General features: G+C 34.9%; 1 protein-coding gene and 2 rRNA genes. All 3 read right to left on the bottom strand.

The window, feature by feature from the left end:
• Positions 1-155: 155 nt before the first annotated feature.
• The 3 genes from ACR82Z_RS03955 to ACR82Z_RS03945 all read right to left on the bottom strand — a co-directional run bounded on the left by ACR82Z_RS03955 (position 156) and on the right by ACR82Z_RS03945 (position 14,265).
• Positions 156-3,061, bottom strand: a 23S ribosomal RNA gene (locus ACR82Z_RS03955).
• A 269-nt stretch (positions 3,062-3,330) separates the two neighbouring features.
• A 16S ribosomal RNA gene (locus tag ACR82Z_RS03950) occupies positions 3,331-4,836 on the bottom strand.
• Together the 16S and 23S rRNA genes form the textbook arrangement of a ribosomal RNA operon.
• A gap of 222 nt (positions 4,837-5,058) precedes the next feature.
• Entirely contained in the window at positions 5,059-14,265 is a 9,207-nt protein-coding gene (locus ACR82Z_RS03945; protein WP_435129102.1) for a beta-N-acetylglucosaminidase domain-containing protein, read from the bottom strand.
• Between the last annotated feature and the right edge of the window lie 99 nt (positions 14,266-14,364).

Raw genomic sequence — 14,364 nt, 5'->3', positions numbered from 1 at the left:
TTTTTATTTTATCATTCTTGCTATATTAAAATATTTTTATGTTAATTAAATTTCTTTATTCTTTTTTGTGTTTTCAATTAAAAAATGCCCCTTAGGCATAGTCCTTTGAAAACTGAATAGTAATTATAATTCATTAAAATGTCTTGAATACATTTACTTTTAAACCTATCAATTTATTAGTAATGGTCAGCTGAATGTATTACTACACTTACACTTCCATCCTATCAACCTCGTAGTCTACAAGGAATTTCAAGGGAATACTTATCTTTGAGGAGGCTTCCCACTTAGATGCTTTCAGCGGTTATCCCTTCCATACTTAGCTACCCAGCTATGCTCCTGGCGGAACAACTGGAACACCAGTGGTACGTCCACTCCGGTCCTCTCGTACTAAGAGCAGCTCTCATCAATATTCCAACGCCCACATCAGATAGGGACCGAACTGTCTCACGACGTTCTGAACCCAGCTCGCGTACCGCTTTAATTGGCGAACAGCCAAACCCTTGGAACCGACTCCAGCTCCAGGATGCGATGAGCCGACATCGAGGTGCCAAACCTTGCCGTCGATGTGATCTCTTGGGCAAGATAAGCCTGTTATCCCCAGGGTAACTTTTATCCGTTGAGCGACTGCCATTCCATGATGTACAGCCGGATCACTAAGTCCTGCTTTCGCACCTGCTCGACTTGTAAGTCTCGCAGTTAAGCACACTTCTACCTTTGCGCTCTACATACGGTTTCTGACCGTATTGAGTGTACCTTTGAACGCCTCCGTTACCTTTTAGGAGGCGACCGCCCCAGTCAAACTACCCACCACGCACTGTCTCCCCACCGGATCACGGTGGTAGGTTAGAAACTCAACATACCAAGGGTGGTATTTCAACGGTGACTCCTCTGAAACTAGCGTTTCAGTATCAATGTCTCCCACCTATCCTACACATGTTAGGCCAAGTTCCAATACGAAGTTGTAGTAAAGCTCCATGGGGTCTTTTCGTCTTGATGCGGGTACCCAGCGTTTTCACTGGGACCATAATTTCACCGAGTCCAATGTTGAGACAGTTGAGAGATCATTGCGCCTTTCGTGCAGGTCAGTATTTAGCCGACAAGGAATTTCGCTACCTTAGGACCGTTATAGTTACGGCCGCCGTTCACCCGGGCTTCATTTCAACGCTTCGCATAAAGCTAACGCATCCACTTAACCTTCGGGCACTGGGCAGGCTTCACCCCCTATACATCACCTTACGGTTTAGCAGAGAGCTGTGTTTTTGATAAACAGTTGCCCCTCACAATTTACTGTGACCAACTTTTACAAGCTGGTACCCCTTCTTGCGAACTTACGGGGTTAATTTGCAGAGTTCCTTAACATTGGTTTTCTCGCTCGCCTTAGAATACTCATCTTGGGAACGTGTGTCCGTTCTCGGTACAGGCACCAAAATATTTAAAGTTTAGAAGCTTTTCTAGGAAGTATGAAATCACACAATTTGATTCAAAGAATCTATGCATCATAACTTCCGGTTGCAATTTCTTTTAGAAGACGCATTTAACTAATCTTCCCCAGTTGTTATTTACCCCTAAAAAATCCATTTATAGGTAGTGCTATCCTTCTCCGTCACTCCATCACATATTAAGGTGGTACAGGAATATTAACCTGTTATCCATCGGATACGCATTTCTGCCTTTCCTTAGGCCCTGACTAACCCTGGGTGGACGAACCTTCCCCAGGAAACCTTTCCCAATAGGCGTTGTGGATTCTCACCACAAATCGTTACTCATACCGGCATTCTCACTTCTTAAGTCTCCATTACTCCTTACGGTGTAACTTCACTGTCTTAAGAACGCTCCTCTAACGTACATAATGTACCCGTGGCTTCGGTATTGTGTTTTACTCCCGTTAAATTATTGGCGCAAGATCTCTTGACTAGTGAGCTATTACGCACTCTTTAAAGGGTGGCTGCTTCTAAGCCAACCTCCTAGTTGTTTATGAAATCTCACAACCTTTCTGACTTAACACAATTTTGGGACCTTAGCCGACGATCTGGGTTGTTACCCTCGCGAGCCGGGACGTTAGCACCCCGGTTCCGACTGCATGATAATACAAAATGGTATTCGGAGTTTGATTATAGTCAGTACCACTAGGCGCGGCCATTCCATATTCAGTGCTCTACCACCAATTCTTAACATCACACGCTAGCCCTAAAGCTATTTCGAGGAGAACCAGCTATCTCCAAGTTCGATTGGAATTTCTCCACTATTCACAAGTCATCCGGGCACTTTTCAGCGTACTACGGTTCGGTCTTCCATTTGGTGTTACCCAAACTTCAACCTGCTCATGAATAGATCACATGGTTTCGGGTATATATCAACATACTAAACGCCCTATTCAGACTCGATTTCTCTACGGCTCCGCTTTTTTCTGCTTAACCTTGCATGTTAATATAACTCGCCGGTCCATACTGCAAGATGTACGCCATCAGCCATTAACGGCCTTTGACTAATTGTAAGTAAGTTGTTTCAGATTCTATTTCACTCCCCTCCCGGGGTTCTTTTCACCTTTCCCTCACGGTACTAGTTCGCTATCGGTGTCTGGTTAGTATTTAGCCTTACCGGATGGTCCCGGTGGATTCAGACAAGGTTTCACGTGCCTCGCCCTACTCAGGATACTATCAGAAGTTGCAATAATTTTACATACGGGAGTATCACCCTCTATGCTGAAGCTTCCCAACTTCTTTTGCTATCAGTGCAATTTGTAACTTCGTGTAGATAGTCCTACAACCCCAACATAAGTTGGTTTGAGACTCTTCCAATTTCGCTCATGCTACTTATGGAATCATTGTTTATTTTCTGTTCCTGTTGCTACTAAGATGTTTCAGTTCACAACGTGTCTCGTCAGTTGAAACTATAGATTCATTTCAATGCAATTAGATATTATTCTAATTAGGTTTCCCCATTCGGAAATCCCCGTGTCGCAGACTATATCCAGGCTCTACGAGGACTATCGCAGGTAATCACGTCCTTCTTCGACTTCCAGACCCACAAGCATCCACAACTCACTCTTTCTTATTTAAAAGTTGACAATATAACCTATTGATTTGATGTATTCAAAGACATTTTAATAAATTATTTTATAAATAATTACTCGGTATCATCAAACAAATTGACTCATTTTTTTTGATGTCGTTGTCATATTAATTTATCTTTACTATTCAGTTTTCAAAGAACAAAAGAGAGAAAAGTTCTCTCAAAACTAGATATAACTTTTGGACTATTAACAAAAGCACATAACATAAATAAAATAGTCGTTAATATTTGTTATATAAATAACAATGTACTCCGTAGAAAGGAGGTAATCCATCCCCACGTTCTCGTAGGGATACCTTGTTACGACTTCACCCCAGTCACCGGCCCTGCCTTAGGCGGTTGTCTCCGTAGTTAACTAAACCGACTTCGGGCATTACCAGCTCCCATGGTGTGACGGGCGGTGTGTACAAGACCCGAGAACGTATTCACCGTAGCGTAGCTGATCTACGATTACTAGCAATTCCGACTTCATGTAGTCGAGTTGCAGACTACAATCCGAACTGAGAATAGTTTTTTGAGATTTGCTTCACATCACTATTTTGCTTCTCTTTGTACTATCCATTGTAGCACGTGTGTTGCCCCACTCGTAAGAGGCATGATGATTTGACGTCGTCCCCACCTTCCTCCCAATTACTCGGGCAGTCTTCTTAGATAATTAACTAAGAATAAGGGTTGCGCTCGTTGCAGGACTTAACCGAACATCTCACGACACGAGGCTGACGACAACCATGCACCATCTGTCATTCTGTTAGCCTCCACTATATCTCTATAGTTTTGCAGAAGATGTCAAGAGTGGGTAAGGTTCTACGCGTATCTTCAAATTAAACCACATGCTCCACTGCTTGTGCGGATCCCCGTCAATTCCTTTAAGTTTCACTCTTGCGAGCATACTACTCAGGCGGATGATTTAATGCGTTAGGCTGCGTCGATAGTATCTATCAACTAATCATCATCGTTTACAGCGTGGACTACCAGGGTATCTAATCCTGTTTGCTCCCCACGCTTTCGTCTCTCAGTGTCAATATGTACCCAGTTAGCTGCCTTCGCCAAGTTGGTGTTCTTCCTAATATCTACGCATTTCACCGCTTCACTAGGAATTCCGCTAACCTCTATACAATTCTAGCATGCCAGTATCCAACGCGATTTGGGGTTGAGCCCCAAATTTTGACGCCAGACTTAACATACAACCTACAGACGCTTTACGCCCAATAATTTCGGATAACGCTTGCAACCTATGTATTACCGCGGCTGCTGGCACATAGTTAGCCGTTGCTTTCTGACAAGGTACCGTCAAGGTATTAACATTTCCTTTAATACTTTTTCTTCCCTTATAACAGCAGTTTACAACCCGAAGGCTGTCATCCTGCACGCTGTGTTGCTCCATCAGACTTTCGTCCATTGTGGAAAATTCCCTACTGCTGCCTCCCGTAGGAGTCTGGGCCGTATCTCAGTCCCAGTGTGGCGGATCAGTCTCTCAACCCCGCTAAACATCATCGTCTTGGTAGGCCTTTACCCTACCAACTAACTAATGCTCCGCACCCCGATCTCTTAGTGGAGCAAATGCTCCTTTAATTTAACTTTTATGCAAAAGTTAAAGGTATCCAGTATTAGCGATAATTTCTCATCGTTATCCTAATCTAAAAGGTACGTTAAGTACGTGTTACTCACCCATTCGCCGCTAAGTTATAAATAACTTCGCACGACATGCATGTATTAGGCACACAGCCAGCGTTCATCCTGAGCCAGGATCAAACTCTCGAAAAAATTGACTGTCATGTTTTATATCTAGTTTTCAAAGAACTTTAAATCATCTAAATGCTTCGTTATTAATCATATCACAATATTTTATATTTCAAAATATTTTTTTTGATAATGTAATTTAGATAAAATTTGCGATACTTAATTTATCTTATCATAATATTTATTAATTACTAATAATTTTTGATATTTTAATAAAAAAATCGCTTTTATAAGCGATTTTTATGTTTATTTTTTGTTCTTGCGACGTTTAAGATGGAAGATTAATCCTAAAATTGCTGCTAATGATGCTAACACAGCGATAACAACTCCTGCAATTACTCCACCATTGCTCTTAGGTTGAGGTTTTGACTGCTCTGGTTTTACATTTTGCTGTCTAGAAACTTCAGTTTCAACTTCCTTTTTAAGTGTTTCAAGGTTAGCAACTTTTTCTAAGCTATATGAACCTGTTTTTAATATATCAAGTCTGTTTTGGTAGTCTGCTTTTTTGTTATTTGTATCAGGAAGTTTGTTAATTTCTTCTTGTGCTTGACTAACAGCATTATTCAATGCTTCTGTCATTTTCCCAAGAGCAACACTACTATTATCTAATTCATCATTTAAATCTGATTCTAATACATTGTAATCTTTACTTGATACCTTAGCGAGTTGGGCTTGATATTTACTTCTTTGCACATCTGAAATACTTGGATCAGATAATCAGGTTGCTAATGTTTGTTCTTGTTTTTTAATCTTATCAAGTTGTTGTTCTTGTGCTTTTTGCTCGGAAAGCTTAGTTTCGGCTTGAGGATCTACTTTCAATACATCTGCTTTAACATCAGTGTAAACTAATAATTTTGCATCGTTATCAAGATTATCTAATTCAGATTTAGCTGCAATTTTATCATCACCTTTTAACGCATTTACTCATGATATAAGTTTATTCAAGGTTGCTTGATATTGGTCTTTAACTTGTTGTTGGTCTACAGAAGTTTTTAAATCAGGATTTTCGTTTAATAATTTGCCTTTAAGTGCTTGGTAATCAGTAAGTTGTGCATCTGATTTAGCATTTAATGTTGCTAAAGCATCTAAATAACTGCTTTGTTTTGCCTTAGGTAGGCTTCTAATTTGCGCATCGAGAGCAATCTTAAATTCAGCAAAACTCTTAGCATCAGCCGCTGCTTTTGCTGCTTGATCACTATCTGAAACTTGTTTTTGTAGTCCTGAAATTTCAGAATATATTTTTGCTTTAAGACTTTCAAATTGTTGTTGGGTAGCATTTGGTCCTAATGCATCCATTTGTGATATATACTCAGCTTGCTTAGATGCATCAATAAATGAAATAATATACATTAAATCAGCACGATTTGCTTGATAACTTTGATCTTCTAATAACTTTTGCACTGCTGGCATTTCTTTTAATTTATTTTCTAAATTGTTCAATGCTACAGTTTGTTTTGCTTTTAGTAATTTACTATCAGTAAGCATTGCTCTAAGATCTGCCTGTTTATCGGCAGGAAGGATGTTGATTAAATCATTGATGTTATTTAAAGCATCGGTGTATGATTGAGCTTTTTGCTCTTGAGCTATTTTTGCTTTAACAAGAGAGTTTTGGCTAAGTTCGTTATATAAATTATTTACATAATCAACTTGTGGGTTAGTATTTGAATAAATTTTATTTAATTTATCCAAGTTTTCTTTATTAGTTGGACTGTCATTTTTTTGCAGGTATTTGCTAATTGCATCATAAATTAATTTGCTATCTTGTGTAACTGCTAAATCAACATTATCAAATAACAACTTGTCTTTAAATGCTTTTAAATCTGCTAATCGACTTGGATCTTTAAATTCATTAAGTTGTTTATAGTAATTAAATTGTAAATCAGGTGCTAAGGTAGCAATCATTTTTACAAGTTGATCCTTGAGAGTATCAAAACTTGCTTTTGCATCAACATCTTTAAGTTCAGGTTTTAAAGTAAATATTTCTTTCTTAAGAGCATCAAGTTGTTTAGTTGTAGCTGCTGCATTAACCTTATTTATCAAATCTTGTTGATTGCTTTGATCAAGACTCTTAATTAAATCTAATAATCTTGGTTTTTGTGCATCTGCATCGACTGCATCCATATATTGTTGTGCATTTGAACCTAATACTGCTTTTTTAAGGTCTGTTAATTGTTTGAATTTTGGATCAAGTAACTCTTCTTGTGCTTTTGCTGCTAATTTTAATTGGTCATTTAAACCTGAAACCATATCATTAAATTTAGCTCTTGCTTTTCTTACTTGTCTATCTTCGAATCCTGTTTTAATATCAGAGAATTTAGTTAAGATTTCATCTTTTAATCCAGCAAGTTTATCCGCATCATTTGCATATAGTTTTGCAAGTTGTTGGTAATTTACAAACACTGGTGAATCTTTTAATGGATTTAAATCAAAGATTGTTACTAAATCATCTGTTAATTTATCTATCTTTTTCTTTGTTTGATTTTGTGCTTGTAGTTTTGTATATGTATCAGTTAGACTTGGACGAATTGTAACCATTTTTTGATAAATTTCGTCCAACTTAGCATTTGCTTGATCATCCATACCATATACATTGATGTCTTTTAATGATGAAATAATATCTGCTTGATTGCTTTGTGGTAATGATTGAGAAAGTTCTAATAAAACATCTCTTCTAGTTTTAAGTTGCTCAATTAACGCATCTAAGTTTGCTTTTTCTTCTGGAACAAATGAATTATAAAGGTTTTCATATGCTTTGACTTTATCAGTAACTGGATTTAATCTTTCTTGATAATCAGCTGCTAGTTTTGGTGGAAGCAATGAAATGTATTTATTCAATTTATCAACTGTTTGGTTATATGCATCTAGTTTGCTTTGTGCATCAAGTTTTTCTTTTAATTTTGGATTATTAGCTAATAATGAATTTTCAATTGCATCAAGGTTTAATGATACCCCTTTTATTCCGTATGAATTTAAACGAGTTAGAAAATCATTTTGTTCTTGGGTTGGTAAAAATTCAGCTAACTTTTTAAGTTCATCAATTTTTGCTTTTGTCGCAGCATCTGGGGTAGTTTCTACTGGTGCTAAATCTAATATTAATTCATTACTTAATGCATTTAATACACCTAATGAATTTGCATCATTAACTTTTTTAAGAAATGCTTCTTTAGTAGCAGCATCAGTAATAACTTGTGCTTGTGAAGTTAGTTTTTCTTTTGTTTTAGCAATATGTGCATCTAAAGCAATTTGTGCATTTTGTGCATCGGTGATTGCTTGCATTAACCTTTGAGCATCCAAGACACTTTGAACATCAGATAATTGTTTAGTTAAATCTGCTTTTACACCAGCATCAGTGATATTTGCTAATGCATCTTTTGCTTGTTGTTTAAGAGTATTTAATGATTTTTCATCCTGATCAACAATTGCACTTCTTAAATCAGATAATAATGATCTTAATTCATCATCTGAAATATTTGCTTTATTTGCTTTTGTTTTCAAATCATTTAAAAGACTTTGATCAACACCTGGTATGCTTGATAAATTATCAAGCATACTTTTTACTTCTGCTTTTGCTACATCAGAATTTGTTAATGCTAATGCATTTGTTGCGTCATCAAGTTGTTTTTGTGCATCTGTAATTTGTTTATCAGTAACATCATTTGTGAAAGCACGTTGTTTATATAAATTAGCTAATGCATTGTATTTTGATGTATATGTGCTATATGAATCGATAGTATACACACCATTTTCATTTGATACTTTAGATTTTTGTAACTGTGCAACTGCAGCATTTTGTTTATCAATATTTGCTTGAACTTGTGCTATAGCTGCATCGATTGTAGCTTTAGCAGCATCGATAGTTGCTGAATCTGCATTTGGATTAGAAGCAATATTTCTTTGATCAGAAATTATTTTATTAAGTTGATTATATAATGATGGATAACTTTGATGGTATCCTAATGCTATATCAGTTAATTTGTCTGCTTCTTTAACAAAGTCTTGATATTTAGCACCACGTTCTGATAATTGTGATTTAACCGAATCCATTAATGCACGAAACTTTTTGTTAATTGCTATTAAGTCAGTAACCTTGGTATCAGGCGAATTAACTTTATCTTTATTTGCTTCAACAAAATCTGCTAACTTAGCATATGCTTGTGGGTTGTAGTGGGTTAATTGTGCTTTGATATCTTCAAATGTATCAAAATCTCTTTTTACTAAATCACGAGCAAATACTGATGGTTTCAATGAATCTTGTGCTGTCTTTACATTTGCTAATAATTGATTATATGATGGTTCAGTAAGACTATTAGGATCTGCAACTGCATTTTGCAGTGCTGTCACTGCATCTTGGTATTGTTCATATGATTGATCAGTATATTGGTTATCAGCATTGCTGATTACATTCGCTGAAGCACTAGCAACTTGATCTGGTGTTAAAGTAACTTTTGCATATTTAATAACATTTTGCATACTAAAGTATACTGTATCAACTAGTTCTTGGGTAGCAAGGAAGTCTTTGTTTACAATTTGCTTTGCTTGTGCTTTAAGTTCATTGTATCTGTCTTGATCTTCTTTGCTTCATTGACTTATGTAATCAGGGTCTTTTGCGATTAAAGCACTTAATTGAGTTTTATCGGTTGCATTAAGTTGTTTATTATGGAATCCGAATAACTCAGTGATTTTAGGAACAGTTTTTCCTCATGTAATTTGAATACCAGTAACATATATATCACGAGGAATGGTAAATGATGTATCACTACGAGATAATTCACCTAGTTTTCTATATTTTAATGTGTTATCTTTTGTATCAAAATATTGTGCAGATACGCTAACATCTGGATAACTGGTATCAGTGATAATTCTTAAATCAAGATTATCAAAGTAACCTTTTTCGTTTCGATAAAGAATTTGTGAATTAGGGTTCTTTGGTTGATAGAAAGTTGTTGCATCACGATCAATCATTTTTTCTGGACTATGAGCATCATCAATTCCAACTGCAGGCACAGCCACTTTTGAATCTTTTGGTGTTAATCCAGTGGTATCAAAACGATCATCATCATTAACTGTATATACCACAGGTGTAACTTTTGCTTTTAAATTAGTAAATGATAAATTAACATTACTGCTACCTGTATTTATTACACGAACAAATCTTGCATTTTTAGCAACAAATACATCAGTATTGTCTGCATTAATTGCTACATCAGTTCAGTGGAAACCATCTAGTGAATATTGAACTTTAATATCTTTTAGTTGATTAGCATTATCAGTTGATGAACCTTGTTCATCTGCTGCTTGTTTTGGTTGAGAAGTTGGTGAAACAGCTGGAGCAGGTAATGGTGAATTTTGTTTTCTACCAGAACTACTTCCTTCGGATGAAACAACAGTTTTATCGCTTGTTTGAGCAGCAACACTAAATCTTCTAGAAAGACTGGTCAATTTATAAACAGAATTAAAGTCTATACCTACTGAATCATTTGGTTTTAAATCAACAGTAACAGGAGTGTTATGTGTTCCTTCTTTATTATATAAATCAAATTCTTTTCCATCGAAACCTGTTGATAAAGAACCATTATGATTTAATAAATATTTAGAAATATTAACACGTCTTTCGATAATATCGACTGATTTAATGTTTCAGTGTGTTAATGTGTTTGTTGGTGTTGGTTGTGGTTGAGACTGACTTGATGGTTCACTATCAGTTGCTTGTTGTGAAACAGCAACTGCTGTTGGTTCTGTAGCAACTACATGTTCAGCAATAACTTTTAATCCTGTTCATTCTTCTTTGTAATTTGCAGTAGTTTGATCACTAGAACCAGAAGTTGTTGTTGGATGATCATTAATTGAAATAGTTACTTCCCCAGTTTGTGCATCCTTAGTGGTAGAATATCTATCAGATGGGATATCAAATGCTTTATTATTAACAAGCCCTTGGATTTTAATATCAGATACTTTTGCTTGTGGATCTTGTTTTATCTTTACTTCTGCTACTTTTGCTGGACGGTTGAAATTAATTACAAAATCATCATTATCTTGTATTGTAGTTTGAGACGATGAACCTGTTGTATTATGTTTAAATGATGCAAAGGTGGCATCGTTTGAATCGGTTAAGTTAGATAATTTGTTATTAGTAATCGCTGAATCTAAAACAAGATTTGAATCAGTTGTCGGAAATAACTTTAAATCAGCTTCATTACTTAATGATTCAAGTTGGATATTACCGATAGTTCAACGACTTCCTGTATCGTGTGTTCCTTTAACTACTAATCTAAAGTATTGGAATGTAGCATTTCCATACACTGTTTGAATTGCAGAACCATTTAAGTGGCCGAATCCAAATTGTTTTCACTCACCAGTGCTTGGTTCACCATCTAGATACTCAACTGCAAAATCATTCATTCTGTCACCTGCATTTTGATAGGTTTGGAATAAATATAGTTGGGTAATACTCATTTTTTTAGGAAGTTTAAATCCAATGCTTTGATTTGCTTGTCAACCACCTGATGGAGTTTGTAAATAAATTCCGTTTGCTGTACCATTTGAATTATCAAATAATAAATCAGTTTTGTTTGCAACTTGAAGCACTAATCCATTTGTTGCAAATGATGAATTTTTATCAGTAACATTTGCCGATGCTTGTACAAGGGAAATTTTTGAATTAGAATCAGTTGATGAAATTGATGGATTTAAATCTTGTGCATAATTAACTGTCTCATCTTTATTAACAATAAAACTTACTAGTGAAAGCATATTATCGCTAGTGGAATCTTCTTGATTATTAACTATTCTAATTGCTGTTACATTTGCAATCCCGCTTTCACCTAATTCGGTTGTTCCTCATGTTGCAGTTGGATCACTTACGGAACCTGCAACTGACTGTGGATTATTAGAAGAAACTGTTAAATTAGTTATATCTATATTTTTTTCACCTTTATTATCTTGTAAGTCTTGTCATTGATTTGGTTTATCAGATGTTTGATATTGTAATTTTAATTTAGATAATAAACGTCATTTTTCATATCACATCTTTACATATACATCATGTAAGGTTATTGGACGACTGAATTGGTATCCGAAATAATCACCCTTTTTCATTCTTTTGTATTTTCCATCGGAACTAATATCAAATGTAAATGTTGAATCGCTGTTATCTGCTTCTAAATGACTTGGATCTCAGTCAGCTCTACCATCGCGACTTAGGTTAGTAAAGAATGTTTTTTGCACTGCACCTAATGATGAATTATCCACAGTTGCTAAAACATTATTATGTAAATTAGTTAAAAAATTAGTTAAATTACTTACAAAGTTATTTAAATCTGAATCACTTATTTGGATTGCTTTTAAAACACCCTTAATCATAGCTTTATATGTTTGTGAGCGATTGTAGACAACTTTTGCTTCTTGGGTTAATTTACCAAATACTACAAAGTCAGAATTTTTGTAAGCAATTGTAGCATCTAGAGCGATGATACCCGCATTAGCCAAATCATATAAAGATTGCAATCATGGTTTTGTTTGTAAAACAAGTTGACTTTTACCAGCCGCTAAAAATACATAATTAATATCATCTACTAGTTTTGATAATTTTGCTCTTAATCCATTGATATCACTTCTTGAAACCGAATCGATTCCCCTACGAATTGAATCACCGATTCCACCTAAATAAAAGTTAGGTGCAGAGTTTATATCAGTTGATTCAACTGGGAATCCTTTGAAGTTATAATCGAAATTTCCATTAGATAATCAGGTTCGATTAAAGTCTCAATATAATTTATAAAAGTGGGTTGAAATGTTGTATAAAGCATCTGTTAATTGTGGATCATTATAACTTTGGTCTACTGCGAAATTTAAAGCATTAAGATGGGTTCTTTGTTCAATTCTTAACGAATCTGAATCAGTTAATTTGTTATTTACTCAACGTTTTCATGCATAATCTGCAAAATCGAATAAAGTTACCTTTGAAGGTCCTTCCATTTGGTTTGGATCAATTGCAATTCCATCAATTTTAGCAAACTTATAATTGCTTTTGTCAGGATTATTATTATCACTAATATCTTGTAAGGTTTTTAACCAGAATTGGTTAATTCCTAACATCAGATAATCTAAACTACCTTCACCCTTATGTCAGTTTTGAATATAAATTATTTTTTTGTTTCCTGCAGTAAAGTTGTTTGAACCATTAATATCTGGTCAATCAGTTCCAGAATCTATATATAATTGTACATTTGAATTGAATTGATCATAGTAACTTTTAAGGGATGTACTTCCATTTTTTGGATTTGAACGGTTTCGATAATCAAGATATCCAATCTTTGTATCTAAATTATCATATCTTTTACTTTGTTCATTTCATCATTTAACTAAATCATCTAAAAATGCTTTTTGTTTATTTCCAATAGTAGTGTAATCAGATGAAGATAAAGTACCAGTAGTAGAAACTGCATCTGCAAATGGTTCATTGCTAAGTGGTGTTGCAATAACTATATCTTTAACACCAACATCTAAAAGTTGTTGTATTTTAGTTTTTAAAAGAGGTAATTTATCATTCATATTTGCAGTTGTGATTTTATCAGAGCCTACAAATGGATTGATAAAATATACAAATTTCATTCCATTATCTGAAGTTGCTTTAATCAATGTTTTAATATCTTTTAATTCATCTTGGGTATATAACGATGATCATAATGTGGTGGTTTTTAAATCAGTTTGTGGTTGGTAGTAATATCTGTTGTATTTTAAGTAACCAGCATAGTTAATTAAATCTAATTTGGATGCAAGGGTGCTAATTGATGAAGTATTTCTTAGTGACAGCCCACGTATTTCACGATCAGCTCAGTCTTTAATGGTGAAATTGCGAAGTTGGCTTCCATCAATTTGTTTAAAGATATGTCACAAAGTAGTGGCACCATAAAATGCCGCATCAGCATCCTTAGCATACAAAGTAATAAAGTTATTTGATGATCTTAAATAATATGCATCATTGTGACTAAATAAATCTGCAGCATTATCTGAAGAACTATCTTTTAACTCACTTGAACTAATACCAACTGTATTTAATAAGTTATCAACAGTATTATCCGAATCACCTTTAATACCAATTAAGATATTGGTTTTACCAAATAATAAATTTTTGCTACGAGTAATATTAGAAATATGTTTTGATTTTAAAAGATTTTCAAATCTTTTAATTGTAGCTTCTGATACACTATCATCATAAACGATGTTTACTGTATCAGTTAATGAATATGTATTATTTCCTCCATAATTGATTTGTTGCACACCTGGATAAATTTTGTAGTCAGGCAATGCAACTACTGGATTGTTTGTTGGGGTGCTTGCAGGGGTTTCAGCAGCAGATTTTGCTGATGAATCACTTGCACCTGTAGCACTAATAGCAGCAAATAGTCCCAAAGAACCAGCTACTGCTAGTAATGTCTTTATTTTCTTTTTCATTTTCATATTATAAGTTTATTAAATTTTCCAAAAAAAAAAAAAAAACGGATAAAAATAATTTTGTTTATCCGTTTTTGTGGTAAATTGCTTTTATTTCAT

Source organism: Mycoplasma sp. 6243 (assembly GCF_051200785.1).
Taxonomy (GTDB): domain Bacteria; phylum Bacillota_I; class Bacilli_A; order Mycoplasmatales; family Metamycoplasmataceae; genus Mycoplasmopsis.
Note: the sequence above shows the minus strand (reverse complement) of the source record. Positions and strands in the feature narration are given on the sequence as shown.